Below are 25,860 nucleotides of genomic sequence, written 5' to 3' on the forward strand. Positions count from 1 at the left end.
GCGGCGGACCGTCCGCGACCGGCCCTGCCGGGCGGTCCACCGGCGGCCCCGGTCGACCCGATGGGGCCCGCCCATGACCGCGAGCAGCACCCGGCCCGGCCCCGCGCCGCGCGCCCCCCGCACCACCCGGGCGCACGACCACGCCCAGGCGCACGACCCCGCCCACGCACCGGACACCCCCACCCCCTGCGCCCCCTCGTACCACCGGCTGACCGCGCTCGCCCCGATGCTGGACCTGCGCTGCGCCCCACCCCGGCACGGCGACGGCTGGCTGCCGGTCGCCACCCTCACCACCGACCCGGCGGCACTGCGCGAACTGGTCGCCCACGACGCCCGGCAGGGCCTGACCCGCTACGGGCGGCCGCTGCGCCCGGACGTGGCGGCCGGCTTCGGACTGCACCGCTTCGTCTGGCCGGTCTCGCTGCTGTTCACCGTGCCGTGGTTCCTGGAGCGGCGCGTCCCGCTGCTCGGCCCCGGCGACGTCTCGGTGCACCGCACCCCGGCCTCGATGGGGCTGACGGTGCGCCCGGAGGCCTTCGTCTGCCTGCCGGACGACCCCGCGGCCCGCACGGCCGGGGCCCGCACGGTGCCGGACGAGGACGCGCTCGGCGCCGAACTGCGGTGCGCCCTGGCCGAGTTCCTGACCCCGGTGCTGGCCGCCTTCGGGCCGGAGGCGCGGCGCGGGCCCCGGGTGCTGTGGGCGATGGCCACCGACGCGGTGGTGGAGGGGCTCTGGTATGCGGGCGGGCTGCTCGGGGAGCAGGAACGGGCGCGCGACGAGCTGTCCGCCCTACTGGCACCCGGGGAGCCCGGGGAGCCCTCCTCCGGGCCATCCCCCTCCGGACCGGCGCGCACGCCCGGCGCGGGCCGGGGCCCCGCTCCCGCCCCGGCCCCCTTCACCCCGGGCGCCGGTTTCGCACCCCCGGCGCCCGGGTGCGGCGGTGCTTCGGGTACGGACCGGGCTCGGGCCAGCTGTTGCCTCGTCTACACCGTGGAATCCGCGGAAATGTGCAACGGCTGCCCCCGCGTCACGCGACGTTGACGGAAATCCGTACGACCCGGGATTCGAAAAGCCCGTGATTCCGGGAATGTCCAGCGCCGAATTCATATGACCATGTGATTGGCGACGGGTCAGAAATCCCTCTCCTCAGCGCATTGACGGCGAATCCGCCTTTCTCCCGCCGGGCATCCGTCATGATGGTCCCCGCCGCGCTGCTGGAACGCAGCGACCGGCGCAGGAACGCGACGCAGAAAGCGAGGCTGGTTCCGGCAATGAAATTGTCCGACATACCGCTCGGCTGGGCCGTCACCGGGGTCGTGGGGCTGCTGGTCAGCGCCCTCCTGGTGGCCCTGGCCCGAAGCCGGGGATCCGCCGCCGGCGCGGATTCCTGGGAGCGTTCCGAGGAACGGCGCCGCAACAAGGAATCCCTGTACGGCGCTGCCTCCTACACGCTGCTGTTCTGCTGCGCCGGTGTCGCGGCCGCGCTCTCCTTCCACGGCCTGGTCGGCTTCGGCGTGCAGAACCTCGGACTGTCCGGCGGCTGGGAGTACCTCGTCCCGTTCGGCCTGGACGGCGCCGCGATGTTCTGCTCGGTGCTCGCCGTCCGCGAGGCCAGCCACGGCGACGCGGCGCTCGGCTCCCGGCTGCTGGTCTGGCTCTTCGCCGGCGCCTCGGCCTGGTTCAACTGGGTGCACGCCCCGCGCGGCTTCGGCCACGCCGGCGCCCCGCAGTTCTTCTCCGGCATGTCGCTGTCCGCCGCGATCCTGTTCGACCGCGCGCTCAAGCAGACCCGCCGGGCCGCGCTGCGCGAACAGGGCCTGGTGCCCCGTCCGCTGCCGCAGATCCGCATCGTCCGCTGGCTGCGCGCCCCGCGCGAGACCTACGCGGCCTGGTCGCTGATGCTCCTGGAGGGTGTCCGCAGCCTGGACGAGGCGGTGGACGAGGTCCGCGACGAGAAGCGCGAGCGCGCCATGGAGAAGGAGCGCCGTAAGCTCGCCGGGCGCCGAGAACGGGCCGAGATCCGGGCGATCAACCGCAGCAGCGGCCACTGGCGCGGACGCGGCGGCGCCGCACGGCAGTTGGAGTCGGCCGGCCCGGAGTCCGCGATAGCCGGCGGGCCCGGGGCGGAGCTCCCGGCGGGCGCCCGGGAGGCCGGGTCGGGCGCGCGCGGGGCCAGGACGCGCGCGCGCGAGGTCGAGGCCGCCGAGGGCACCGTCGCCCAGCCGGGCCTGCCGGCCCGTCCGGAGCGGCGCACCATCGACCTCACCGCCGACGAGGACACCGTCACGCTCCCCCGGCTGGACTCGCTGGAGCGCAAACTGAAGGACCTGGAGCAGCAGTTCGGCTGACCCGTCACCGGGCCCCGGCCCGACCGTTCCCCTGGGGCCCCGCGTCACCCGGGCCCCAGGGGGCGGGGGCGGGAAACCGTCAGGCCGCGCTCGTCCCGCTGAGCTCGAACCACATCCGCTTGCCGGACCCGCGCGGCTCCACGCCCCAGGCGTCCGCCAGCGCCTCGACCAGCATCAGCCCGCGCCCGGAGGAGGCCTGCTCCCCCGGGGTCCGGCGGGTCGGCCAGAGGTCCGACTCGTCCTCCACCTCGACCCGCAGCCGGGCCCGGCCGCCGTCCGAGACCGTCTCCCGGTAGAGCCGGGCGGTGAACATGGCGTCCCGGTCGGTGTGCCGGATCGCGTTGGTGACCAGCTCGGAGGAGAGCAGCTCGGCGGTGTCGATGAACTCGGCGACGCCCCAGCGGCGCAGCGCGTCCCGCAGCTCGGCGCGCACCTCGGCGACCCTGGCCAGGTCGGCCTGGCCGATCCGGCGGCGCAGCTGCTGGGCGGCCAGGCCGCCCTCCGGACCGTCCCAGCGCAGCAGCAGGAGCGCTATGTCGTCCTCGCGCTCGCTGGAGTCGGCGGCCTGGGAGGTGATCCGGTCGGCCAGCTCCTCCAGCGGGTCGCGGGCCGCCTCGCCGGCCACCGGCAGCGGCCGGGCCATGGTCCGGGTGAGCCGGCCGATGCCCTCGTCCAGGTCCGTACCGCGGGCCTCGACCAGGCCGTCGGTGCAGAGCAGCACCGTCTCGCCCGGGTCCAGGCTGAACCTCGTCACCCGGTACTCCTGGTCCGGGTCGATGCCCAGCGGCAGCCCGCCGGCCACCGGCAGGACGGCGGCGGTGCCGTCCGCGCGGCGCACCACCGGGTCCAGGTGGCCGGCCCGGACGGCGTAGACCACGCCGTAGTCCACGTTGACCTCGGCGTAGGTGCAGGTCGCGAAGTGGTCGGTGTCCAGGTCCGCGAGGAAGCGGGAGGCGCGGGCCATCACCGCGGCGGGCGGGTGGCCCTCCGCGGCGTAGGCGCGCAGCGCGATCCGCAGCTGACCCATGATCCCGGCCGCGTGCACGTCGTGGCCCTGGACGTCGCCGATCACCAGGCCGACGTGCCCGCCGGGCAGCGGCACCACGTCGTACCAGTCGCCGCCGATCTGCAGCCCGGAGCCGGCCGCCAGGTAGCGCACCGCGGTGGTCACCCCGGGCACGGACGGGACGGTGCGGGGCAGCATCACCCGCTGCAGGCCGGCCGCCAGCTCGTGCTCGGCGTCGTGCAGCCGGGCCCGGGCCAGCGACTGGGCCACCAGCCCGCCCAGGGTGGACAGCAGGGTGCGCTCGTCCGCGTCCAGCTCGCGCTCGTCGTCGAAGCTGACCACGCAGACGCCGATCGCCCGGCCGCTGGCCACCAGCGGCAGGTACGCCCAGGAGCCGCGGCCGGTGCGGCTGGTCTGCTCCCACACGTCGGGGTGGCGGTCCCGGAAGTCCTCCCGGCTGGAGATGAAGACCGGGGTGCGGTGCCTGAGCGCCTCGGCGGCCGGGTGGCCGGCGGGCAGCACCGCGCGGTCCCAGACGGCGAGGGCCTGCGAACGGTAGCCGGAGGCGCCGAGGATCCGGGCCCGGCCGGCCTCGAAGGAGGCCAGCACCAGACCGTCCGGCGGCAGTCCGGGCAGCGGCAGCTCGGTGAACACCCGGGCCACGTCACGCACGGTGACCGCCTCGGAGAGGGCGCGCGCGGCCTCCTTGATGAACCGGGAGCGCTCCTCGCGCAGCAGGGCCATCCGGTCGGCGTGGTCGCGCTTGTGCAGCTCGACGGTGGCGTCCCAGACGAAGCCCACCATCCGCGAGGCCCGGCCGAAGGCGTCCGCCAGCACCCGGCCGCGGAAGCGCACCGCGCGCATCGTGCCGTTCGGCCCGACGGTGCGGTAGTAGGCGCCGCACTGGCCCAGCTCGGCCACCGCGCGCTCGACCCGGCGGCGCACCACCGGCGCGTCCTCGGGGTGCAGCAGGGACAGGAAGGAGGCGGCGGTGCGGTCGAAGCGGTCCCGCTCGACGGAGTCCAGTCCGATGATCGCGCAGGCCCGCTGGTCACCCTCCAGGACGTCGCGGCGGATGTCCCAGTCGAAGGAGCCGATGCCGTTGGCGGCCATCGCGGGCTCCAGCCAGTCCGGCATGGAGTCGGCGGAGGAGGGCGGCAGGCCGCCGGACAGCACGGGCGCCAGCCGCCCGGAGGCGAGCACCGGCGGTGTGCGGACGGAGTTGCGGCGGGTGGCCTGCGCGGGCGTGCGGGGAGCGGGCGGGTGCGGCTCCGCGGCGGGCAGGTGCCGCTCCGCGGCGGACACGCCGGGAGGAAGCGTCGGCCCCGGCGACTCGGGCTCAGTGGGCATGCTGCTCCTGCCGCTGCCGTGGCGGACCGCGCCGACCGTCCGGACGGGCCGCGTGGCGGTGTGATGGGTCGTGCTGGATCGGGCGGTGCCGACGGGCGGTGGTCAGTCGAGGTTCGGTCTCCCCGCTGCTTCCCGCACGTGGACACACATTCCCACCATCCTGTCCAATGTTCGGCCGAGCGGCAATGGCAACGGGCCGGAAATCTTGCGCTCCGCCTTGTGTTCAGGGCTTGCTTCGGGAACGGATCAATCGGAGACGAACAATCGTACGGGTGTCGCGTTCGGGTTCGCCGACGGGCTTCGGCGGACGTTGGCGGACATGGGCGGGCTTCGGCGGACGTTGGCGGGCTCCGCCGGACTTCGGCGGACTTCGGCGGGTCACGGCATCGCGAGCTCGAACCAGGTGACCTTGCCGTCGCCGCGCAGCTGCACGCCCCAGGAGTCCGCCAGCGCCTCCACCAGCAGCAGCCCGCGCCCCGAGGTCGCGTACTCGGCGTCCGGCTCGCGCCGCCGCCCGGGCAGCCGGCTCGCGCCGTCCTGCACCTCGACCCGCAGCCGGCTGTCCGTACCGAGCACCGCGTCGAAGACCGCGCCCTTGCCGGTGTGCTGCAACGCGTTGGTGACCAGCTCGGAGGAGAGCAGCTCGGCGGTGTCGGACAGCTCCGGCACCCCCCAGTGGCTCAGCGCCGTACGCAGCCGGTGCCGCACCGCGCCCACCCCGACCAGGTCGGCCGGTTCGAGCGTCAGGTGCAGCCGGCGGTGCAGCGCGCACCCCGGGGCCGACGCACCCGGCAGGGCCGTTCCGGCGCCGACGACCGGGCCCTGGACCGGCCCGGACCGGTAGGCGTCGCCCGAACTCGTCCGCTGCCGCGGGAATCGCGACTGACCGTCCATCAACAGATGCCCCCGCCCTCAAAATCCGGGCCCCCGCCTCCGGATCCCCCGCCGGCCGGGTGGCCCCCTCGTACTGAACCACCATCCTCATGCCCAGTTGACGGCGTTTGCAACAGTGTGCGTCCGATCACGTGGGGTGAAAGGGGCACGGGGAGGTTCACGTGATCCAACTGCCCGCGCCGGACAGGTTTGCGAAGCGCAGAGGCTGTTTTCGAGACCGCCCCCACCCGATCCCGCGCACACCCTGCGCCCGTACGGACCGTGCGCGGGGCCGCGCGCCCCTACCCGCACCACCGCCGTGCGCCGCCCGGCGAGCAGGCCCGCTCGCCCCCGCCACCCGCCCCGCTGCTCGCCCCGCCGCCCGTCCCGCTTCTCACCCCGCCGCCCGCCCCGCCGCCCGCCCGAGGGGCCGAAGGCTCCGGGAGCGGCAACGCTGGACACAGAGCCCCGGTGCGGGTTCAATGAACCGAGATGTTTGAACGCCGTTCTAACATCATCCGGAAGCCCAGGGCCCCGAACCCACCCCCTCCCCGGCGACCGCGAGCGAGGAACCGTGCGACTGACCCCCACCGAGCGGGACCGGCTGCTGATCTTCACAGCAGCCGAACTGGCCCGCGCCCGCCGCGCCCGGGGCGTGCGCCTCAACATCCCCGAGGCGACCGCCCTGATCGCCGACACCGTCTGCGAAGCCGCCCGCGACGGCCGCCGCCTCGCCGAGGCCGTCGAGGCCGGCCGCTCGGTCCTCACCGCCGCCGACGTCCTGCCCGGAGTGCCCGACGTGGTCACCGTCGTCCAGGTCGAGGCCGTCTTCGAGGACGGCACCCGGCTCGCCGTCGTCGACGACCCCTTCCGGGGCGCCGGCTCGCTCGGCGACGAGGCCCCCGGCCGCGCGCTGCCAGGCGACGGCGCCGGCTACGACCCGGTCGAGGAGACCCTGCTCATCCCCGTCCACAACACCTCCCGGGTGCCGATCTCGGTCACCTCCCACTTCCACTTCTTCGAGGCCAACCCGCGCCTGGCCTTCGACCGGGCCGCCGCCTACGGCACCCACCTGGCCGTCCCGGCCGGCTCCTCGGTGCGCTTCGACCCCGGCGCCACCGTCGAGGTCGGCCTCGTCCCGATCGGCGGCGCACGCGTCGCGATCGGCTTCGCCGGACTCGTCGACGGCCCCCTGGACGCCCCCGGCGCCAAGGACGCCGCCCTCGCCAAAGCCCGCGCCACCGGCTACCTCACCGACTTCGACGACCAGGAGGTGCCCTCGTGAGCTCCCTCACCGCCCACGACTACATCTCCGTGCACGGCCCCCGGGCCGGCGACCGGATCCGGCTCGGCGACAGCGGACTGATCGTCCGCGTCGAATCCGACTCCCAGGCCCCCGGCGACGAATTCCTGGCCGGCTTCGGCAAGACCGCCCGTGACGGCCTCCACCTCAAGCCCGCCGCCGTCCGCGACACCTGCGACGTCGTGATCAGCAACGTCCTGGTGATCGACGCGATCCAGGGCATCCGCAAGACGTCCATCGGCCTGATCGGCGGCCGGATCGCCTCGATCGGGCGGGCCGGCAACCCGGACACCCTGGACGGCGTCGAGGTGGTCGTCGGCACCGGCACCACCATCGTCTCCGGCGAAGGCCTGATCGCCACCGCCGGCGCCGTCGACACCCACGTCCACCTGCTCTCGCCGCGGATCATGGAGGCCTCGCTGGCCTCCGGCGTCACCACGATCATCGGCCAGGAGTTCGGCCCGGTCTGGGGCGTCGGCGTCAACTCGCCCTGGGCGCTGCGCCACGCCTTCAACGCCTTCGACGCCTGGCCCGTCAACATCGGCTTCCTGGGCCGCGGTTCGTCCTCCGACGAGGCCCCGCTGGTGGAGGCGCTGGCCGAGGGCGGCGCCTGCGGCTTCAAGGTGCACGAGGACATGGGCGCCCACACCCGCGCACTGGACACCGCGCTGCGCGTCGCCGAACAGTACGACGTCCAAGTCGCCCTGCACACCGACGGGTTGAACGAGTGCCTGGCGGTCGAGGGCACCCTGCGGGTGCTGGAGGGCCGGACCGTCCACGCCTTCCACATCGAGGGCTGCGGCGGCGGACACGTCCCCAACGTGCTCAAGCTGGCCGGCGTGCCGAACGTCATCGGCTCCTCCACCAACCCCACCCTGCCCTTCGGCCGGGACGCCCTCGGCGAACACTTCGGCATGATCGTCTCCGCCCACGACCTCAAGACCGACCTGCCCGGCGACGCCGCCATGGCCCGCGACCGCATCCGGGCCGGCACCATGGGCGCCGAGGACGTGCTGCACGACCTCGGCGTCATCGGCATCACCTCCTCCGACGCCCAGGGCATGGGCCGCGCCGGCGAGACGGTGCGCCGCACCTTCGCGATGGCCGGCAAGATGAAGGCCGAACGCGGACCGATGGACGGCAACGGCTCGTACGGGACCACCGAGAGCGGCGACGACAACGAGCGCGTGCTGCGCTACATCGCCAAACTCACCGTCAACCCCGCCATCGCCCACGGACTCGCCCACGAGGTCGGCTCGATCGAGATCGGCAAGCTCGCCGACATCGTGCTCTGGCGCCCCGACCACTTCGGCGCCAAACCGCAACTCGTCCTCAAGGCCGGCTTCCCCGCGTACGGCGTCACCGGCGACCCCAACGCCGCCACCGACCGCTGCGAACCCCTCGTCCTGGGGCCCCAGTTCGGGGCCCACGGCGCCACCGCCGCCGACCTCTCGGTGGCCTTCGTCGCCCAGGCCGCCGCCGACGGCGCCCACCCCCACCGAGCCGCCGACGGACTCCCCACCCGCCGCCGCCGGGTCGGCGTCCGCGGCACCCGCGGCATCGGGCCGCGCGACCTCGTCCGCAACGCCCGCACCGGCCACGTCGAGGTCACCGAGACCGGACTGGTCTCGCTCGACGGCGCACCCCTGCGCTCCGAACCCGCGGACAGCGTCTCGCTCAGCCGCCTCTACTTCCTCTGACCCCGTCGCTCACTTCTTCCTCAAGGACCCGATGATGACCACCCCCACGCCCGCCTCCCTCGGCTACCGGATGCCCGCCGAGTGGCACCCCCACGAGCGCACCTGGATGGCCTTCCCCACCACCAACCCCACCTTCGAGACCCCCGAGCAGCTGCACGCCGGCCGCGAGGCCTGGGCCGCCGTCGCCGACACCATCGTCCGGTACGAGCCGCTCACCCTGATCGTCAACACCGGCGAGACCGCCGACGCCCGCCGGTACGTCTCCGAGGCCGTCGAGATCGTCGAACGCCCGCTCGACGACGCCTGGATGCGCGACATCGGCCCCTCGTTCGTGATCGACGGCAAGGGCTCGCTGGCCGCCACCGACTGGATCTTCAACGGCTGGGGCGCCCAGTCCTGGGCCCGCTGGGACAAGGACCAGCACGTCGCCGAGCACATCAGCGAACTCACCGGCGTCCAGCGCTTCGCCTCCCGGCTGATCAACGAAGGCGGCGGCATCCACGTCGACGGCGAGGGCACCGTCCTCGTCACCGAGACCGTCCAGCTCGGCGAGGGCCGCAACTCCGACTGGACCAAGGAGGACGTCGAGGCCGAACTGCACGCCCACCTCGGCACCACCAAGGCCATCTGGCTGCCCCGCGGACTCACCCGCGACTACGACGAGTTCGGCACCCGCGGCCACATCGACATCGTCGCCTCCTTCGTCCGCCCCGGCGTCGTCGTCGCCCACGTCCAGCCCGACCCGGCCCACCCCGACCACGAGGTCTGCCAGGAGCTCGTCGCCGTGCTGCGCGCCGCCACCGACGCGCAGGGCCGACAGCTGGAGGTCATCGAACTGCCCGCCCCCACCGTCCTGTTCGACGAGGACGGCGAACCGGTCGACTACTCCTACATCAACCACTACGTGGCCAACGGCGCCGTCGTCCTGTGCGCCTTCGACGACCCGCGCGACCAGGAGGCCGCCGACATCCTCGCCAAGGCCTACCCCGGCCGCACCGTCGAACTCGTCGACGCCCGCGGGATCTTCGCCAACGGGGGCGGAATCCACTGCATCACCCAGCAGCAGCCCAAGGCCTGACGCCGGGGGTACCGGAGCGGGGAGCCTCCCCCGCTCCGGTACCGTTCGGACTTCCACCAGCGCCGCCGTCTCCCCGTCTCGTCTCGCCCGTCTCGCCCGTCTCCCGCGTCAGGAAGCAGCCCCACCATGGCCGACCCCCGCCCGCGCCGCCCGGCGCGCCCCCGCGAGGAGGTCTACGCCACCGCCCGGGCCGCGATCGCCGAACACGGACTCGCCAAACTCACCATGGCCGGACTCGGCAAACAGCTCCAGATGAGCGCTGGACACCTGCTCTACTACTTCGGCAGCAAGGACCAGCTGCTGCTCGAAACCCTCCGCTGGAGCGAGGACCAGCTGGGGGCCCGCCGGCGCGCAGCCCTCACCGACCCGGCCCTCGACCCCTGGCAGCGCCTCGACGCCTACCTGCGGCTCTACCTGGCCGAAGGCCCCGGCGACCCGCGCTGGATCCTCTGGGTGGAAGTCTGGGGCCGCTCCCCGGCCAGCGCCGAACTCCGCCAGGGGCAGCAGGAGATCGAGGCGCCCTGGCAGGCCGACCTGGTCACCCTCATCGAGCAGGGCACCAGCACCGGCCACTTCACCCCCGGACCGGCCGCCGACCGCGCCGGCCAACTCCGCGCCCTCCTCGACGGCCTGGCCGTCCCCATCGCCATCGGCCTCCCCGGCGCCCACCACCCCACCGCCCTCACCCAGGCCACCGCCGTCGCCACCATCCTGCTCCGCACCTGAGGCACCCCGGCCACTGAGCCCTGGCCGCCTCTTCCGGTGCAGCACCCCCGGCCCGCCGGGGGTCGGGCCCCGCGCGCGGCGTGCCTCTCGGGGGAAATATGTAGACCGATCTACTGGCTGGCCATCCCGGAGAATATGTAGATCGATCTACAGATTCATCGGGCTTCTCGACCACGCCGCCACCCCGCCCGCACCAAAAGTCGACCCAGCCGACTTCCCATGCAGCGCGCGCAGAAGTAGACCGACCGGTCTATAGATTTCTTCCCCAGCGCACTCGCCGCTCCCGCACCAGAAGTCGGCCCAGCCGACTTCTGGTGTCCGGAGGGCCGGGGCCGGGGCCAGGGCCAGGGCCGGGGCCGGGAGAACTGAGCTGCGGCCCGCCGGCAGGGCGTTCGCCCCTCGGTCCTCGGCCCTCGCCCGACCAGATGCGGGAGGGCCACGGCACCACGGCACCCGGTGCACCGGGGGGCGAACACAGATCCGGTTGAGCCAGAAGTCGGCCGGGTCGACTTCTGGCTACGCGGGGCCTGCTCTCTCAGCCCGACCCGCCTGCCCGAGAGTGCCACGCCCCCGATGAGCACCGAGCACTCGCACGGGGACTGTGCACCAGAAGTCGGGCGGATCGACTTCTGGTGTGCGGGGCTTGCTGCCCCGCCCGGCCGGCTCCGGGTCGGGAAGGGGGCGGCCCGACGGGCGGCGGGCGCCGTGGGGGGCTGCGCTGGAAGTCGGGCGGGCCGACTTCTGGTGCGATGGGGCTTGGTCATTCGGTCCAGATGGCGGCGGCGGTGCGGTCGTCGGCGTAGCCCTTGGCGCGGACTTGGACCTGGCGGAGGAAGTCGACGGTGCCCGGGGGGTGGGGGTGGGCCCAGTGGGAGGAGAGGAAGTGGGCGACCGCCGGTTCGTCGGCGATGGGGCGGGACAGGCCCGGGGTGCAGAGGAGCAGGATGTCGCCCGGGGTGGCGGGGACGAGCCGGAAGCGGAACGGGCGCGAGTCCGGCACGGGGGCCTCCGGGACGGGCGGCTGGCCGTCCGGGTGGTGGAGCAGCCGGGCCGCGTAGGCGTCGATCCAGTGGCCCGAGCGCAGCAGGTAGAGCCCGCCGGGCCCGACGCCGAAGGCGGCGCGGTAGCCGGCCGCCGGGTCCAGCGACATCAGCAGACAGTGCAGCGAGGCCGGGGACGGGCTGTCGTCCCCCTCCGTCTGGGGGGCGAGGGCCCGCAGCGGGGCGGCCGCGCCGGTGGCCAGGCGCTGGAGGCCGTAGCGCAGCCGGTCGCGGGCACCGTCGCGCAGGTCGGCGGCGAGGCCGGTCCGGCTGCGTCCGATGGTGGCGGCGAGCTGGCGGCAGGCCTCGCCCGTCCCCGCGGCGACGGCCTGCGGGGTGAGTGACTCGTCCTCGGCGCCGCCGGTGCGCTCGTAGCCGGCGAGGACGGCGAGCAGCAGCCCGTCGGGGCCGTCGCCGAACCTGGTGACCAGCAGGCTGTCCCGGCGCGGCTCGCCGCGGTAGCGGGCGGAGTCGCCGCGGACGGAGACCGCGCGCAGCACGGTCGCCCCGTACTGGGCGCCTTCGAGCGCGGTGTCCGGCACGACGGCGTCGAGGGTGTCGGGGTCGGCCTCCGGTACGGCGGTCGGCTCGGGGCCGTAGGTCGGGGGGCGTTCGCCGACGTGGGGGACGGTGGGAGGGGTCTCGGCGAGCGGGGTGCGGATGGCGAGGCGCGGGTCGGGGACCGAGGCGGGGACGGGGACGGGGACGGGGGCCACGGGTTCGGGGTCGGGCTGCGGCGCGTGGTCGGGCTCGGGCTCGGGGGTTGCGGCGGGAGGAGGGGTGGGGGCGGGGGCGAGCTCGGGGACGGGCTTTTCCAGGGAGACCGGGGGGACCGGGGAGACCGGGGAGACCGGGGTGGGCGGCTGCTCGGGCTCGGGCTCCGCCGCGGGGGGCTCGGGGGCCTGCTGGGTCTCGGTCGAGCTGCGCTGGCGCCCGATGCCGCCGGCGCCCTCGATGACGCCGAGCGCGTCGTCGAACCAGTCGTCGATGCTGTCCCGTTCGTCCACGGGCGCCTCCACGGGCTCGTCCGCAAGCTCCTCCGCAGCTTCCGCCGCGGGCTCCGGCACCGGCGGAGCGGTGCGCTGCGGCCCGATGAGTCCGGCCGCCGTGTCGAACCAGTCGTCGACGCTGCCGTCGCCCGGGTCGGCGTGCGGGGTGTCGGGGAGGGTGCCCGCCGGACCGTCGTAGACGGTGTCCCACCAGCCGTCGTCGGGCCGGGGCGGCTGTGCGGGTGCACCCTGCTTGCTCATCTGGCGGCTCCTGGTCGGTCCGTGGTCGCGCCGCCCCCGGCGGGGCCGGACTGGCGTCATTGTCTCCAAGTGCAACGACCGTGTCCGGGTTTCGGCGACAACCGGTCACCGATCGGATCATCCCGGCCACCGCGCTCACCTGCCGGTTCACGGCCGTCCGGGCAGCTGGGTGGGACGGGTGTCACCGACTCGTTCGCTCCCGTTCCGTCCCTGCTTGCCGGATGTGCCCCGAGCAGGGCGTTTCCTGGACATTGGGGGGTGTTGGCGGCCGAAAATGAGGTCCGAGGAGGGGCATCGCTTCACCCGTTCGGCTGATTAAATGTGCGCATGACCGCGTCGGCCCCGAGCTCGCCCCGACCGGGGAGGGCCGCACCGGCGGGCCGCCCGGCGGGTGTGCTGTTGGTCCTGTTGCTGGTCGCGCTGTTGTCCGCGCTGCCGTGTTCGGGCCTGGCGAAGGCGGACGCCCCCGTCCGCCCCGGCCCGGCCCCGGTGAGCGCCGTGTCCCTGGTGAGCGCCGTCTCGCTGGTGAGCGCGGCGGACGCCGTCGCGCCGGCACCGCACGCCCACGACGCCCGCGACGCCCGCGACGTCGTCCGGGCGTCCGACCACCACTGGTTCGGGGAACCGCAGGAGCACTGGATCCTGTGCACCGCCGACGGCCAGCCACCGCGCAACAACGGCTGCTCCAGCCACCCGTTCTGCCCGCAGGACGCCCAGTTGCCCAACCCGCCGCCGCATCCGCAGCCCGCCGTACTGCCGTTGGCCGTGCCGACGCCCGAGGCGCTGCCCCGGGCGGTGCCCGCGGGTCTGCTGGACGGTCCGCGCCCCGCGCCGGATCTGCACGAACTCCAGGTCCACCGGTCCTGAGCGGAACCCACCGCCGACGCTCCCGTCGGCGGGTCCGCCCTACCCCCACTACAGCCGACCGCCGCCACAGCCGTGCGCGGCGGGGACAAGGACGACCATCATGGGTTCCGCCTCCAAGCAGTCCAACAAGCCCGGTGCCAAGGGCAACGTCGACCGCCGCGCCCGGATCGCCGAGCTGCGCGCCGCCGAGCAGCGCCGCGACCGCCGCAACAAGGTGATCGCCTCGGTGGCCGCCGGTGTGCTGGTGGTCGGTGCGATCGGCACCGCCACCTGGTTCGTCATGGACCAGAACCAGAAGAAGAAGGACCGCGTGGCCGCCGCCAACGCGGACATCCCGGGCGTGAAGACCTTCGGCGACCTGAGCCGCAACCACGTCAAGGAGAAGGTCAACTACCCGATGACCCCGCCGGTCGGCGGCGACCACAACGCGGTCTGGCTGGACTGCATGGGCCACGTCTACGACCAGCCGGTCGAGAACGAGCGCGCCGTCCACTCGCTGGAGCACGGCGCGGTCTGGGTGACGTACAACGGCAAGGCCACGCCGGACGACATCAAGACCCTGTCCGACAAGGTCAAGAACACCCCGTACTCGCTGATGAGCCCGTACCCGGACGAGCAGGGCACCATCACCCTGAACGCCTGGAGCACCCAGCTGATCGTGGACAGCGCCAGCGACCCGCGGGTCAGCCAGTTCTTCACCAAGTACGTCCAGGGCAAGCAGACCCAGGAGCCCGGCGCCTCCTGCACGATGGGGCAGATGTGACCGCCGAGGGGGCCCGCCCGGAGGACGTCCCGGCGGCGGAGGCCGAATCGGCCGGGGTCGCGGACGCGGCCGGGGCCGGGGCCGGGGCCGGGACGACGGAGCCGACCGGCCGGCCGGGCCGTCGGCGGATGTGGTGGCCGGCCGCGCTGGCCGCCGCGGTGGCGCTGGCGCTCGGGGTGCCGGCCCTGGTGGCGGGTTCGACCACGGCCTCCGGCTCCTCCTCGGTCGCCGTCCCGGCCGACGACTCGCCCGAGGCCGGGTTCGCCCGTGACATGGCGACCCACCACCAGCAGGCGGTCGACCTGTCGTTCATCGTCCGGGACCGCACCAGCGACGAGCCGACCCGCACCCTCGCCTTCGACATCATCAACACCCAGGCCAACCAGCGCGGGATGATGATGGGCTGGATCGACCAGTGGGGGCTGTCGCAGCACTCGCCGGCCAAGCCGATGGCGTGGATGAGGATGGGCCACGACTACCAGGCCCACGACGGTTCGCTGATGCCCGGCATGGCCACCAACACCCAGATGGCGAAGCTGCGTTCGCTCAGCGGGCGGGACGCCGAGGTGTACTACCTGCAGCTGATGATCGAGCACCACAAGGGCGGCGTCGAGATGGCCCAGGGGTACGTCGACATGGCGAAGAACGACGTCGAGAAGCGGCTCGCCCAGTCGATGGTGGTCGCCCAGACCTCCGAGGTGGAGCTGATGACCGACATGCTCAAGGAGCGCGGCGCCGCCCCCGGCGTCCCCGCGTCCTGACACCCGCTGGTCCTGCTGCTGTTCCTCTGTTCCCGCTGTTCCGCTGTTCCGCTGTTCCGCTGTTCCCGCTGTTCCCCCGTTGTCACGTTCCCTCCGTTCCCTCCGTTCTCCCGGACGGCCGGGGCGCGCGGGCGGTCCCGTACCGGCCCGCACCGCGCCCCGGCCGTCCGCCGTTCCACAGCACCTGGAGTTCCCGCATGACCCCTCAAGCGCCCTGGCTGATCGTCGGACTGGGCAACCCCGGCCCCTGGTTCCGGACGACCCGGCACAACGCGGGGTTCCTGACCGTGGACCGGCTGGCCGAACGGCACGGCGCCCGGTTCCGGCGGCGCGGGATCGGCGGCACGGTCGCGGAGATCGAACTGGACGGGCGGCGGGTGCTCCTGGCCAAGCCGCAGTGGTTCATCAACCTGTCCGGTCGGCCGGTGTCCGGCCTGATGCGCCGGTACGGGGTGCCGGTGGAGCACCTGGTGATCGTCCAGGACGACCTGGACTTCGCTTACGGCTCCGGCAAGTTGAAGCGCGGCGGCGGGCCGGGCGGGCACAACGGGGTCCGTTCGGTGGGTGACGTGCTCGGCACCCGGGACTTCATCCGGCTGCGCTTCGGCATCGGCCGCCCACCGAAGGGACAGAGTGTCGGCGACTACGTGCTCAAGAAGTTCACGGACGAGGAACTGGCCGCGATGCCAGAGGTGTTGGAGCGCTGCGCGAACGCCCTGGAGACGCTGGTGCGGCTCGGCCTGAACCGGGCCCAGGATGCCCTGAACATCAGCGCGCCCTGAGGCCCTCCGGGCCGCCGGGGCCCCTCCGCCCGGGGCCGTGCGGGTCGAAGCCCGCTCGGTCCGGGCCGTCCCGGCGCGCGGTCGGGCGGGTCAGGGCGACGGCCGCCACCGCGACCGCCGCGAGGGCGACCAGCACCGTCCGCCCACCGGACGCCGCGCCCGCCAGGTGGACACCGAGGACCGACAGCGCCATGCCCAGCGCCGTACCGAGGCTGCGCGCCATGTTCACCATGCCGCCGCCGACGGCCGAGCACTCCGCCGGGACCGCCCGCATCACCAGGGCGTTGTTGGCCGGCAGCAGCAGCCCCAGCCCGTAGCCGGCCACCAGCAGCGGGGCCGCCACCGCCGCGCCCGAGGCGGGCAGCACGGCGAACAGCAGCAGCCCGGCGGCGGCGAGGCCGGCCCCGGCGCGGCACCGGGCGACGTCCGACCAGCCCCGGGGCAGCAACTCACCGCCGACCGTCGCGGCGACCGCGAACGCGGCGGGCAGCAGGGTGACCACCAGGCCGGCGGCCGCCGTCGAGACGCCCGCGCCGGTGAGCAGCACCGGGCCCAGTACGAGCGGGCAGAACAGCAGCAGGTAGCCGATCAGCGCGACCACCAGCCCGGACCGCACACCCGGGGTGTTGACCAGCCCGGGTGCCAGGACCGGCCTGGCCGCCCGCCGCTCCTGGCGCACCAGTGCCAGGGTGAGCACCGCGGCGGCCGCCAGCAGGACGACCACGGCCCAGCCGGGCAGCGGCAGGCCGGAGGCGGTGGAGAGGGCGAGCAGCAGCGAGGTGGTCGCGCCGGTGAGGAGCAGCATGCCGGGCAGGTCGAAGCGGGGCTCGGAGGACGTGCGGCGTGCAGAGCCTCGGGGTACGGAACCGCGAGGTGCGGGAACGGTGGTGGGGACGGTGGTCGGCCCGTCGGCCGCGGTCCGGGTGCGGGGCAACAGGTACCAGCCGGCCACGATGCCGAACAGCGCGATCGGCACGTTGACCCAGAACACCCACTGCCAGGAGGCGTGTTCCACCAGCAGCCCGCCGAGGCTCGGCCCCAGCGCCAGCCCGAGCCCCTGGGCGGCGGCCTGGATGCCGAGCGCGCGCCGCATCGCGTGCTCGGGGACACCGCGGGCGACCAGGGCGACGCTGTTGGCCTGCATCATCGCGGCGCCGACGGCCTGTACGGCCCGGCAGCCGACCAGGATCCACAGGCTGCCGGCGAGTCCGGCGCCGAGGGAGGAGAGGCCGAAGACGGCGAAGCCGCCGATGTACACGGTCTTGCGGCCGACCAGGTCGGACAGCCAGCCGACCGGCGCCAGCAGGGCGACCAGGACGAGCAGGTAGGCGAGGGCGACCCATTCGACGGCGGCGAAACCCGCGCCGAAGTGGCGGCCGAGGGCGGGGAAGACCAGGGCGATGACGCTGGCGTCGAGCTGGCCGAGGAAGGCACCGAGACAGACCGTGCCGACGGCCAGCCAGTGGGCGTGGCGCCAGCCGGCTATGCCGCGGGGCCGGGCCCGCTCGGTGAGCAGGCGCGCGGTGAAGGCGGTGGCGTTCATGCCACGAATATATCGGATGCAGATATGTTCTTGCTACGACTTGCTCGCCCTGCGATACGAAACATCTCGCAGGGCGCCCACCCCGCGTCCGAGGACCGGACAGCGCCCCGGGAACGCCCCGTACCAGGCGATACGCTGTCCGCCATGCCGTCGTCACCACACGTTCCCGACCCCGCCACCGAAAGCCCCGACCCGGCGGTCGAGCACGCCCGGCGGCTGACCGACACCGTCACCCGGCTGCGCCGCGCCCTGCGCAGCAGCATCCGCACCGACTACCCCTGGGAGTCCCTGCCGATGGCGCAGGTCGAACTCCTCCAGACGCTCGCCGCCGCCCCGCTCCGGGTCGGCGAACTCGCCGCCCGCCAGCGGCTCGCCCCCAACACCGTCAGCGGCCTGGTCGGCAAGCTCCTGGAAGCCGGCTTCGTCGACCGCCAGGCCGACCCCGGCGACCGGCGCACCGCCCGCATCGCCCTCACCCCCGCCGGACGGCTCCAGCTCGACGACTGGCAGCACGCCCACGAACGCCGCATCGCCACCGCCCTCGGCACCCTCGACCCGGCCGACCGCACGACCGTCGTCCACGCCCTGCCCGCGCTGGACCGGCTCGCCCGCGCCCTCGCCGAGCCCGGGGCGGTCGGCCCCGAGGGGCCCGCGGGCGGGTGAAAACCGCTGGTGGACGGGGTCCGGCGGGCGCTACCGTCCCCGGCATGACCACCACCGAGGTACAGCTCGAACCCTGGACGGACGCCGACCTCGCGCTGCTGCGCCGGGTGAACACCCCGGAGATGAAGAAGCACGTCGGCGGGCCGGAGACGGAGGAGCAGCTGCTCGTCCGGCACGGGCGCTACCTGGACTTCGTCCCGTCCGGGCTGGGCTGCATGTACCGGATCGTGCTGCTGCCCGAGGGCGAGGCCGTCGGCACGGTCGGCTACGGCACCCGCAGCTGGGACGGCGGGACCGTGCACGAGATGGGGTGGAACGTGCTGCCCGAGCACCAGGGGCGCGGCATCGCCGTGACCGCCACCCGGGCCGCCGTCGCCGCCGCCCGGCGCGAGGCCGCGCACCGCTTCCTGCACGCCTTCCCCTCGGTGGACAACCCCGCCTCCAACGCGGTCTGCGCGAAGGCCGGGTTCACGCTGCTCGGCGAGACGGAGTTCGAGTTCCCGCCCGGTCGGTTCATGCGCAGCAACAACTGGCGGGTGGACCTGCGGGGTTGAGACCTGCGGGGTTGAGACCTGCGGGGGGTGGGGCCTGCGGGGTTGAGGCCTCCGGGCACGGGTGTCTCAGAAGAGGGTGCCGCTCTCCAGCTCCAGCAGCCAGCGCTTGCGGTCCACACCCGCGGCGAACCCGGTGAGCGCGCCGCCGGCGCCGAGCACCCGGTGGCAGGGGCGCACGATCAGCAGCGGGTTGGCACCCACCGCGCCGCCGACCGCCCGGACCGTCCGCGGCGACTGCCCGGCCAGTTCGGCGAGTTGGCCGTAGGTCACGGTCGTGCCGTACGGGATCTCGTCCAGCGCGGCCCAGATCCGGCGGCGGAACTCGGTGCCCTCGGGGGCGAGCGGGAAGTCGAAGGTGGTGCGGTCGCCCTTGAAGTAGGCGGTCAGCTGGGCGACCGGCTCGGCCAGGGCCTCGGGGTCGTACTCCCAGTCGTCGGCGGGCTCGGCCAGCGCGTACTTCTGCCCGGGCGCGGTGACCGTGGCCAGGGCCGCGGGACCGCCGTCCTCGGGCAGCACGCCGCTGAGCAGCAGCGGGCCGAACGGGCTCTCCATGGTGGTGTAGACGGTGGTGCTCATGCCGGGTCGTTCTCCGTTCCGGTGTTCGTGCTGGTGCTGGTGCTGGTGCTGGTGCTGAGGATGGTGCTGGTGCTGTCGGCGCTCGCGGGACCGGCCCACAGGCGGTGGACGGCGTAGGAGCGCCACGGGGCCCAGGCCTCGGCGGCGTGGGCGGCAGCCTTGGCGTCGCCGGGGGCGCCGAGCCGGAGGAGGCCGTGCTTGACGCCGATGTCGGTCGGGAGGAAGACGTCGGGGTCGGCGAGGGCGCGCATCCGCAGGTAGCCGACCGTCCAGGGGCCGATGCCGGGCAGCGCCAGCAGCCGGGTGGCGGCCTCCTCCCGGTCGACGCCGCCGTCCAGGCGCACCACGCCCTCCGCCAGCGCGGCGCACAGGCCGGTGAGCGCCCGGCGGCGGGCCGCGGGCATCGCGAAGTCCTCCGGGTCGGCGGTGGCCAGCACCGCCGCCGAGGGGAAGAGCAGCCGCAGTCCGCCGCTCGGCTCGGGCAGCGCGGCGCCGTACTTCTCCGCGAGCCGGCCCGCCAGGGTGCGGGCGGCGCCGACGGTGATCTGCTGGCCGAGCACGGCACGGACGGCGAGCTCGTGCGGCTCCACGTGGCCGGGCGAGCGCAGGCCGGGGCGCTCGCGGACCAGCGGGCCGAGCACCGGATCGGCGCCGAGCTGCTCGTCCACGGTGTCCGGGTCGGCGTCCAGATCGAACAGGCCGCGCAGGCGCTGGACGGCGGTCGGCAGGTCGCGCAGGTCGGCGAGCAGCAGGCGGCAGTCGAGCCAGCCGCGGGTGCGCGGGTCCTGCGGTGCCAGGCCGTCGACCTCGGCGATGCCGTGCCCGTACGGGAGCGCGAGGGTGCGCCGGTAGGTGCGCACACCGGGGCGCGCGCCGGGTACCACCTCCTCCACGCCGGGGACGGCGCGCAGCTCCAGGAAGTCGATCAGGTGGTCGCTGTCCAGCGCGCCGCGATAGGCCAGGCGCAGGGTGAGCCCACCGGCCGGGGTCGCCGTGCGGCGGCCGGACACCACCTCGGCGCGCAGGCCGCTGGGGGTGCGGTCGTAGACCTCGCGCACGGTGTCGTTGAACTGGCGGACGGAGGCGAAGCCGGCCGCGAACGCGATGTCGGTGACGGGGAGTTCGGTGGTCTGCAGGAGCAGCCGGGCGGTCTGGGCGCGGCGGGCCCGGGCCAGCGCGATCGGACCGGCGCCGAGCTCGGCGGTGAGCTGGCGCTGGAGCTGCCGGGCGCTGTAGCCGAGGCGGTCGGCCAGGCCCGCGACGCCCTCGCGGTCCACCACGCCGTCGCCGATCAGGCGCATCGCGCGGCCGACCAGGTCGGCGCGGTGGTTCCACTCCGGGGAGCCCGGCACCGAGTCCGGGCGGCAGCGGCGGCAGGCTCGGAAGCCTGCGCCCTGGGCGGCCGCGGCGCTGGGATAGAAGCGGCAGTTGGCACGTTTGGGGGTCACGGCGGGGCAGCTCGGCCGGCAGTAGATGCCGGTGGAGGTGACCGCCGTGAAGAAGACGCCGTCGAAGCGGGCGTCGCGGCTGTCCACGGCTCGGTACCGAATGTCGTCGTCGATCACGTTGTCCAGTTTGCGGGATCGGACGAGGGGTGACTGGCGGGAATCGGACATTGCCGTTGGGGGCTTCCCCCTCCCCTCCCCCCTCCCCCACCCTCCCGCCGCCACCACCACCCACCACCCACCCACCCACACACCCACCACCGGGCCCGGCTCCAAACCCGGCTCCATACCGGGCCCCGCCCGGCCCCGCCCGGCTCGCACGGCTCCGCCTCGGCCCATCCCCGCACTGGCCGGCCGCCGGCCGACCGGTCAGTGCGGGACGTCACGCCCGGGCTCGCCGGGCGGACGCTGGGCCATGGAGCTGCTGAACCGCTGCGCCGAGGACGGATCCGGTCAGCGCTTCACCGGACCGCCTGCCGCACGCATCGACTTGGTGATCGCCTTCCACTTGTTCAGCCGGGCCTTGGCGACCCGGGCGTCGGTGCGCGAGGCGATCCACTCGTTCTCGCGCTGGAGCTTGAGGTAGCTGTCCATCCGGCGCTGCGGCAGGGTGCCGTCCTCCAGCGCCGCGCGGACCGCGCAGCCGGGCTCGGTGTGATGGCTGCAGTCGTGGAAGCGGCAGCCCTCGGCCAGCTCGGCTATGTCGGCGAAGGCCAGGTCCACCCCCTCGCCACCGTAGAGGCCGACCTCGCGCAGCCCGGGGGTGTCGATGAGCACGCCCCCGCCGGGCAGCGGTATCAGCTCGCGGGTGGTCGTGGTGTGGCGCCCCTTCTGGTCGACCTCGCGGGCTTCCTGGACGGTCATCACGTCGGCGCCGACCAGCGCGTTGGTGAGCGTGGACTTGCCCACGCCGGACTGGCCGATCAGCACCGTGGTGCCGGGGGCGCAGGCGCGGAGCACGTCGATGCCCTCGCCGCTCTCCGCGCTGACCACCAGCACGGTGACGCCCGGTGCGACGGATTCGACGTCGGCCCGGATGAACTCGGCGTCGTCGACCAGGTCGGCCTTGGTGAGGACGACCAGCGGTTCAGCGCCGGACTCCCAGGCCAGGGCCAGGAAGCGCTCGATCCGCCCGAGGTCGGGATCGGCCGCGAGCGAGGCGGCGATCAGTACGGTGTCGACGTTGGCCGCCAGCACCTGGCCGTCGGAGCGCTTGCCGGCCACCTTGCGGATGATCGCGGTGGAGCGCGGCAGCAGCGCGGAGACGGCGGCCATCGGCTGGGCGTGCAGGTCGACGGCGGCCCAGTCGCCCGTGCAGGGGCAGTTGATCATGTCGGCGTCGCCCACCGGCCGGGTGTCGAGCCGGAGGGTGCGCAGCTCGCCCGTCTCCGGGTCGGCCAGGACGGCGTCGCACTGGCCGCGGTCGACCCGGGTGATGCGGGCGGGGAGCAGGCCGGCCTCGGCGAGCGGGACGAAGAGCTCGTCGAGCTCGGGCGTCCAGCCGTAGCGGGCCAGCGGGGAACTCTCGGTGGGGAAGGAGGAGGAGAACAGCGAAGTGGAGGCAGCGTTGAACAACGCAGTGGCCCTTCGGGAGGAGATGGTCCCGGCGGGCTACGGCTGGCGCGGAAGGCTCAGCCGGCGGCCGGGAAGAGGAGGTGAACGCGCGTGCTGCCCAGGGCAGCTATCGGGGCGACAACGACCACGGGGTTCACCTCCTGCTCTCTACTCCTCGGGCGGCCCAATGGCCCCCGAACCGATGTGTCACACGCTAGCGGGGCGGGCGGTTGGGGCCAACCTATTTTTGACCTGCGGAAATGCGGCAGGGAGGGGTTGCAGCGGGCCAACATTGGCCCGGCCGCAGGACGGCGCACGACGGACGATGCGCGACGGACGACAGACGACGCACGACGGACGACAGAGGACCCACGACGCACGACGCACGACGCACCGACCCGCCGCTACCCCCCGTAGCGGTGCTTGAGGTTCGGGTCGTCCAGCCACCACGGCCGCATCCCGCCCTCGTCCTCCTCCGGCCGCCCCGCCGCCCGGTCCTGCGCGGCCTGCGCCTCGAAGCGGGCGTCCAGCTCGGCGTCCACGGCCTTGATCTCCTCGCGCCCCTGCACCACCATCCGCCGCACCAGCGCGGCCAGGAACGGCAGGCCGACGAGGTCGCCCAGCACCCAGAAGGCGTTGCCGCCCCAGGTCTGGTCCTGCGCCAGGCTCGGCCCCCAGGGCCGCCCGAGCGCCACGTAGTAGTGCTCGGCGACGAGGTGCCCGCCGTAGATCAGCACGATCCCGAGCCCCGCGTCGAAGATCACCTCGGCGAAGGTGATGAACAGCCCGACCAGGTGCGGGTACTCGTGCCCGACCGGGTCGAGCTGCAGTCGCGGCCAGAAGTAGGCGAGGCCCAGCAGCACCAGCGCCAGGTGCAGCACCAGGTTGCCGACGCCGCTGGAGACCGACCACTCGTACCAGGGCGTGAAGTAGAGGAGCCACGGCGGCGCCATCAGCAGCGCGGTGGAGACGGCGGGGAACATCAGCACCTTGGAGGGCCGGCTGCGCAGCGCCCGCAGGATCCGCTCCCGCCGGTGCTCCGGCGAGGACCGGACCAGCAGCGAGACGGGGGCGCCGAGCGCGAGCAGCAGCGGGACGACCATGAGCAGCAGCACGACCTGCACGGCCCGGTCGGTGAACAGGACGCGCTCGTACACCCCGAGGCCGGAGCAGGTGCACCAGATCCACAGCAGCAGCCCGCCGAGGAAGGCCGCGGTGCGGGTGGGCTGCCAGCGGGCGCCGTCGCCGCGGTTCGCGGTGCGCACCGCGGCCAGGTACCAGCCGCCGAGCAGCAGCGACAGGGCGAGCACCACCGGTTCGAAGGTCCAGGAGGTGGCCAGGTCGGACCACTGCCACGCGGGCGGGCCGCCGTACGCGAGCACCCGGGCCCCGTCGGCCAACCCGCCGGCCAACGCGCCGTCCACCGCGCCGTTCATCCGTCCGCCCACCTCATCCCTACCGCCGCAGGGGCCGCGGCGCCCGGCCATGATGGCCTTCCCGACGCCGTCCGCCGCAGCCGGGGCCCACCTCTATACCCGGACCTGAACAAAGCTTTGCCAAAGCCGAACAAAGCTTTGCCCAGGCAAAGTTCTGCCCATGGCGACCCCGGAGGCGCAACCGGCGCGAGCCCGCTCCCGTCTGGCAGGATGCACCGTCGGCGATACCGGCCACGTGGGTGACAGCAAGGGGACGACAAGAGGTGCAAAGCACTGCACGCGGCGAGGGCCGGCGGCTGGCCGCGCGCCACCGCAACATCGAGCTGGGCCTGCTGGCGCTCGCGGTGGCCGTCTGCCTGGCCGGACACATCGACGCCTCGCTGGCGATGACCGACAAGCTGCCGCCCGGGCTCCTCGTCCACGGCCTGTCCCTCGGCGCGCTGGTCGCGGTGGCGCACCTGGCGGTGCGCCGGTTCGCACCGTACGCGGACCCGCTGATCCTGCCGCTGGGCGTGTTCCTGACCGGCTTCGGGCTGGTGCTGCTGGACCGGCTGGACTTCAGCTACAAGGCCGCGCACGCCGCCAAGGGCGACTACCAGAAGCTCCCGGCCGCGCCGGGCCAGCTGATGTGGACGTTCATCGCGGTGGCGGCGGCGCTCGCGCTGATCGTCTTCGTCAAGCACCACCGCTTCTTCCAGCGCTACGTCTACGTGCTGATGGCGGGCGCGCTGATCCTGCTGACCGCGCCGATCTTCTCGCCGACCGACAGCTTCGGCGCCAAGCGCTGGATCAAGCTCCCCGGGCTGCCCTCCTTCGAGCCGGACGAGTTCGTGAAGGTCGCGATCACGATCTTCTTCGCGGGCTACCTGATGGCCTCCCGGGACGCCCTGGCACTGGCCGGGCGGAAGGTCTGGGGGATGACCCTCCCGCGCGGGCGGCACGCCGGACCGGTGCTGGCGATCTGGGCGGTCAGCCTGATGGTGCTGATCTTCGAACGCGACCTGGGCACCTCGCTGATCTTCTTCGGCGTCTTCGTCGTGATGCTGTACGTGGCGACCGAGCGCACCAGCTGGGTGGTGCTCGGCCTGCTGATGGCGGTCGGCGGCGCGGCCGTGGTCGGCACCGTGGAGCCGCACGTGCACGGACGCGTCGAGGCCTGGCTGCACCCGCTCGACTACTTTCCCCCGGTCAACAACCAGGCGATCTCCGCACAGCCCGCCGAGGCGCTGTTCAGCCTCGGCACCGGACACATGACCGGGACCGGCCTGGGCTCCGGCCGGCCGTGGCTGATCGGCTTCGCCGGGCGCAGCGACTTCATCTTCACCACCATCGGCGAGGAACTCGGCCTGGCCGGGGTGACCGCGATCCTGCTGGTGTACGTGCTGCTGATCCAGCGCGGGCTGCGCACCGCGGTCGGCCTGACCGACCCGTTCGGCAAGCTGCTGGCCACCGGCCTGTCGGCGGCCCTCGCACTGCAGGTGTTCGTGGTGGTCGGCGGCGTGAGCGGGCTGGTCCCGCTGACCGGCAAGGCGCTGCCCTTCCTGGCGGCCGGCGGTTCCTCCCTACTGGCGAACTGGCTGATGGTCGCCCTGCTGATCAAGCTGAGCGACTCCTCGGGACGCACCGCCATGGACCCGGCCCCGACCAGCCCGGAGCCGCTCCCGGCGCAGGCCGTCCCGGCCGAGCGGGCGGCGGCCGGCACCCCGGCCTCCGCCGCCCCGGGCGGGACCCTGGGGGCGGGCGAACCGCTGGCCGCGGGCCTGGACCCGCTGCCGGGCACCGGGCCCGACCCGGCGGGCCCGTCGTCCGCGCCGTCCGCGCCGCCCGGCCCCGGCCACGCGGACCCGGGCGCCCCCACCGAGCTGCGCCCCTCCTTCGGCCACGCGCCCGGCGCGCCCCGGCCCGACGGACCGCAGCACGGCGGAACGCTGCCCGGCACCCCCCAGTACGGCGGTCCGCAGTTCGGCGGTCCGCAGCACGGTGGAGCGCAGGCGTCGTACGGCTACCCGCCGATCAACGAGCAGTCCACCCACGGCTACGGCCACCCGCAGCAGCCCCCGTACCCGCAGAACCCGACGATCGGCTGACCCCACCGGCACACCCCGGCCCCACCGGCACACCCCACCGACCGGCCGCCGAGCTCCCGTCAAAATCCCGTCAAGGTGCCCCAGGCCCCCGCAGACCGGCCCGGACCGCCCTCGGCACGATTCGTACACAAGTCGAACACCGGCCGACCGCCGT

Annotated in this window: 21 protein-coding genes; 13 read left to right on the top strand and 8 right to left on the bottom strand. The window is 74.2% G+C overall.

What is annotated here, in order from left to right; genetic code table 11:
* Positions 1-73: 73 nt before the first annotated feature.
* Positions 74-1,042 (top strand): (2Fe-2S)-binding protein, encoded by a 969-nt coding sequence (locus ACFY2K_RS38685; protein ID WP_387717325.1) that lies wholly within the window; start codon positions 74-76, stop codon positions 1,040-1,042.
* A gap of 230 nt (positions 1,043-1,272) precedes the next feature.
* Complete coding sequence (locus ACFY2K_RS38690) at positions 1,273-2,349, top strand: DUF2637 domain-containing protein (protein WP_387717327.1); 1,077 nt, start codon at positions 1,273-1,275, stop codon at positions 2,347-2,349.
* Between the two features lie 79 nt (positions 2,350-2,428).
* Here the strand turns inward: ACFY2K_RS38690 and ACFY2K_RS38695 are convergent, their stop codons facing one another.
* Both ACFY2K_RS38695 and ACFY2K_RS38700 read right to left on the bottom strand, forming a co-directional pair.
* The gene (locus ACFY2K_RS38695; protein ID WP_375890183.1) at positions 2,429-4,705 is read right to left on the bottom strand and encodes a SpoIIE family protein phosphatase; all 2,277 of its coding nucleotides are present in this window, start codon (positions 4,703-4,705) and stop codon (positions 2,429-2,431) included.
* 378 nt (positions 4,706-5,083) lie between these two features.
* Positions 5,084-5,599, bottom strand: coding sequence for an ATP-binding protein (locus ACFY2K_RS38700; RefSeq protein WP_375890181.1), 516 nt, complete (start codon positions 5,597-5,599; stop codon positions 5,084-5,086).
* Between the two features lie 553 nt (positions 5,600-6,152).
* On the opposite strand from ACFY2K_RS38700, the gene ureA reads away from it, so the two are divergent.
* From ureA to ACFY2K_RS38720, 4 genes are all read left to right on the top strand, one after another.
* Positions 6,153-6,863 carry an urease subunit gamma gene (gene ureA / locus ACFY2K_RS38705; protein ID WP_380590807.1) on the top strand — a complete coding sequence of 237 codons (711 nt, stop codon included), beginning with the start codon at positions 6,153-6,155 and terminating at the stop codon, positions 6,861-6,863.
* Positions 6,860-8,581, top strand: a complete 1,722-nt coding sequence (locus ACFY2K_RS38710) for an urease subunit alpha (protein ID WP_387717330.1) — start codon at positions 6,860-6,862, stop codon at positions 8,579-8,581. The genes ureA and ACFY2K_RS38710 overlap by 4 nt, the downstream gene beginning before the upstream one ends.
* 31 nt (positions 8,582-8,612) lie before the next feature.
* The gene (locus ACFY2K_RS38715) at positions 8,613-9,659 is read left to right on the top strand and encodes an agmatine/peptidylarginine deiminase (protein WP_380641317.1); all 1,047 of its coding nucleotides are present in this window, start codon (positions 8,613-8,615) and stop codon (positions 9,657-9,659) included.
* A 126-nt stretch (positions 9,660-9,785) separates the two neighbouring features.
* Positions 9,786-10,385, top strand: coding sequence for a TetR/AcrR family transcriptional regulator (locus ACFY2K_RS38720; protein WP_375890175.1), 600 nt, complete (start codon positions 9,786-9,788; stop codon positions 10,383-10,385).
* A gap of 760 nt (positions 10,386-11,145) precedes the next feature.
* On the opposite strand, the gene ACFY2K_RS38725 is transcribed toward ACFY2K_RS38720, so the two are convergent.
* The gene (locus ACFY2K_RS38725; RefSeq protein ID WP_387717333.1) at positions 11,146-12,675 is read right to left on the bottom strand and encodes a hypothetical protein; all 1,530 of its coding nucleotides are present in this window, start codon (positions 12,673-12,675) and stop codon (positions 11,146-11,148) included.
* A gap of 327 nt (positions 12,676-13,002) precedes the next feature.
* On the opposite strand from ACFY2K_RS38725, the gene ACFY2K_RS38730 reads away from it, so the two are divergent.
* The 4 genes from ACFY2K_RS38730 (at position 13,003) to pth (ending at position 15,848) form a co-directional block, all read left to right on the top strand.
* Complete coding sequence (locus ACFY2K_RS38730; protein WP_380522767.1) at positions 13,003-13,542, top strand: hypothetical protein; 540 nt, start codon at positions 13,003-13,005, stop codon at positions 13,540-13,542.
* Between the two features lie 100 nt (positions 13,543-13,642).
* On the top strand, positions 13,643-14,305 hold the full coding sequence (locus ACFY2K_RS38735; protein WP_375890169.1) for a DUF3105 domain-containing protein: 663 nt from the start codon (positions 13,643-13,645) through the stop codon (positions 14,303-14,305).
* 128 nt (positions 14,306-14,433) lie between these two features.
* Positions 14,434-15,066, top strand: a complete 633-nt coding sequence (locus ACFY2K_RS38740; RefSeq protein WP_375890287.1) for a DUF305 domain-containing protein — start codon at positions 14,434-14,436, stop codon at positions 15,064-15,066.
* Between the two features lie 197 nt (positions 15,067-15,263).
* Positions 15,264-15,848, top strand: a complete 585-nt coding sequence (pth, locus tag ACFY2K_RS38745) for an aminoacyl-tRNA hydrolase (RefSeq protein ID WP_380522769.1) — start codon at positions 15,264-15,266, stop codon at positions 15,846-15,848.
* Here pth and ACFY2K_RS38750 read toward each other — a convergent pair.
* The gene (locus ACFY2K_RS38750; protein ID WP_387717335.1) at positions 15,835-17,391 is read right to left on the bottom strand and encodes an MFS transporter; all 1,557 of its coding nucleotides are present in this window, start codon (positions 17,389-17,391) and stop codon (positions 15,835-15,837) included. The two genes, pth and ACFY2K_RS38750, sit on opposite strands and share 14 nt — an antisense overlap.
* 144 nt (positions 17,392-17,535) lie before the next feature.
* Between ACFY2K_RS38750 and ACFY2K_RS38755 the strand changes: the two genes are divergently transcribed.
* Positions 17,536-18,054 carry a MarR family winged helix-turn-helix transcriptional regulator gene (locus ACFY2K_RS38755; protein WP_380522771.1) on the top strand — a complete coding sequence of 173 codons (519 nt, stop codon included), beginning with the start codon at positions 17,536-17,538 and terminating at the stop codon, positions 18,052-18,054.
* Positions 18,055-18,098: 44 nt separating this feature from the next.
* The gene (locus ACFY2K_RS38760) at positions 18,099-18,608 is read left to right on the top strand and encodes a GNAT family N-acetyltransferase (RefSeq protein WP_380522772.1); all 510 of its coding nucleotides are present in this window, start codon (positions 18,099-18,101) and stop codon (positions 18,606-18,608) included.
* A gap of 66 nt (positions 18,609-18,674) precedes the next feature.
* On the opposite strand, the gene ACFY2K_RS38765 is transcribed toward ACFY2K_RS38760, so the two are convergent.
* The 4 genes from ACFY2K_RS38765 to ACFY2K_RS38780 form a co-directional block, all read right to left on the bottom strand.
* Entirely contained in the window at positions 18,675-19,184 is a 510-nt protein-coding gene (locus ACFY2K_RS38765) for a methylated-DNA--[protein]-cysteine S-methyltransferase (protein WP_380398302.1), read from the bottom strand.
* Positions 19,181-20,800 (bottom strand): DNA-3-methyladenine glycosylase 2 family protein, encoded by a 1,620-nt coding sequence (locus ACFY2K_RS38770; protein ID WP_380641309.1) that lies wholly within the window; start codon positions 20,798-20,800, stop codon positions 19,181-19,183. The genes ACFY2K_RS38765 and ACFY2K_RS38770 overlap by 4 nt, the downstream gene beginning before the upstream one ends.
* Before the next feature lie 282 nt (positions 20,801-21,082).
* Positions 21,083-22,204, bottom strand: coding sequence for a ribosome small subunit-dependent GTPase A (rsgA, locus tag ACFY2K_RS38775; RefSeq protein WP_387717338.1), 1,122 nt, complete (start codon positions 22,202-22,204; stop codon positions 21,083-21,085).
* Between the two features lie 383 nt (positions 22,205-22,587).
* Positions 22,588-23,619, bottom strand: coding sequence for a cytochrome c oxidase assembly protein (locus ACFY2K_RS38780; protein WP_375890154.1), 1,032 nt, complete (start codon positions 23,617-23,619; stop codon positions 22,588-22,590).
* Positions 23,620-23,882: 263 nt separating this feature from the next.
* On the opposite strand from ACFY2K_RS38780, the gene ACFY2K_RS38785 reads away from it, so the two are divergent.
* Positions 23,883-25,706, top strand: a complete 1,824-nt coding sequence (locus tag ACFY2K_RS38785) for an FtsW/RodA/SpoVE family cell cycle protein (RefSeq protein WP_387717340.1) — start codon at positions 23,883-23,885, stop codon at positions 25,704-25,706.
* Positions 25,707-25,860: the final 154 nt, after the last annotated feature.

Source organism: Kitasatospora sp. NPDC001309, assembly GCF_042896295.1.
GTDB lineage: Bacteria > Actinomycetota > Actinomycetes > Streptomycetales > Streptomycetaceae > Kitasatospora.

Coding starts and splice junctions, on each gene's coding strand:
- ACFY2K_RS38695 (WP_375890183.1), bottom strand. CDS start 4,705: ATGCCCACTGAGCCCGAGTCGCCGGGGCCGACGCTTCCTCCCGGCGTG.
- ACFY2K_RS38760 (WP_380522772.1), top strand. CDS start 18,099: ATGACCACCACCGAGGTACAGCTCGAACCCTGGACGGACGCCGACCTC.
- ACFY2K_RS38770 (WP_380641309.1), bottom strand. CDS start 20,800: ATGTCCGATTCCCGCCAGTCACCCCTCGTCCGATCCCGCAAACTGGAC.
- ACFY2K_RS38730 (WP_380522767.1), top strand. CDS start 13,003: ATGACCGCGTCGGCCCCGAGCTCGCCCCGACCGGGGAGGGCCGCACCG.
- ACFY2K_RS38700 (WP_375890181.1), bottom strand. CDS start 5,599: ATGGACGGTCAGTCGCGATTCCCGCGGCAGCGGACGAGTTCGGGCGAC.
- ACFY2K_RS38735 (WP_375890169.1), top strand. CDS start 13,643: ATGGGTTCCGCCTCCAAGCAGTCCAACAAGCCCGGTGCCAAGGGCAAC.
- ACFY2K_RS38740 (WP_375890287.1), top strand. CDS start 14,434: ATGTGGTGGCCGGCCGCGCTGGCCGCCGCGGTGGCGCTGGCGCTCGGG.
- ACFY2K_RS38750 (WP_387717335.1), bottom strand. CDS start 17,391: ATGAACGCCACCGCCTTCACCGCGCGCCTGCTCACCGAGCGGGCCCGG.
- ACFY2K_RS38690 (WP_387717327.1), top strand. CDS start 1,273: ATGAAATTGTCCGACATACCGCTCGGCTGGGCCGTCACCGGGGTCGTG.
- ACFY2K_RS38765 (WP_380398302.1), bottom strand. CDS start 19,184: ATGAGCACCACCGTCTACACCACCATGGAGAGCCCGTTCGGCCCGCTG.
- pth (WP_380522769.1), top strand. CDS start 15,264: ATGACCCCTCAAGCGCCCTGGCTGATCGTCGGACTGGGCAACCCCGGC.
- ACFY2K_RS38720 (WP_375890175.1), top strand. CDS start 9,786: ATGGCCGACCCCCGCCCGCGCCGCCCGGCGCGCCCCCGCGAGGAGGTC.
- ACFY2K_RS38725 (WP_387717333.1), bottom strand. CDS start 12,675: ATGAGCAAGCAGGGTGCACCCGCACAGCCGCCCCGGCCCGACGACGGC.
- ACFY2K_RS38715 (WP_380641317.1), top strand. CDS start 8,613: ATGATGACCACCCCCACGCCCGCCTCCCTCGGCTACCGGATGCCCGCC.
- ACFY2K_RS38755 (WP_380522771.1), top strand. CDS start 17,536: ATGCCGTCGTCACCACACGTTCCCGACCCCGCCACCGAAAGCCCCGAC.
- ACFY2K_RS38780 (WP_375890154.1), bottom strand. CDS start 23,619: ATGAACGGCGCGGTGGACGGCGCGTTGGCCGGCGGGTTGGCCGACGGG.
- ACFY2K_RS38685 (WP_387717325.1), top strand. CDS start 74: ATGACCGCGAGCAGCACCCGGCCCGGCCCCGCGCCGCGCGCCCCCCGC.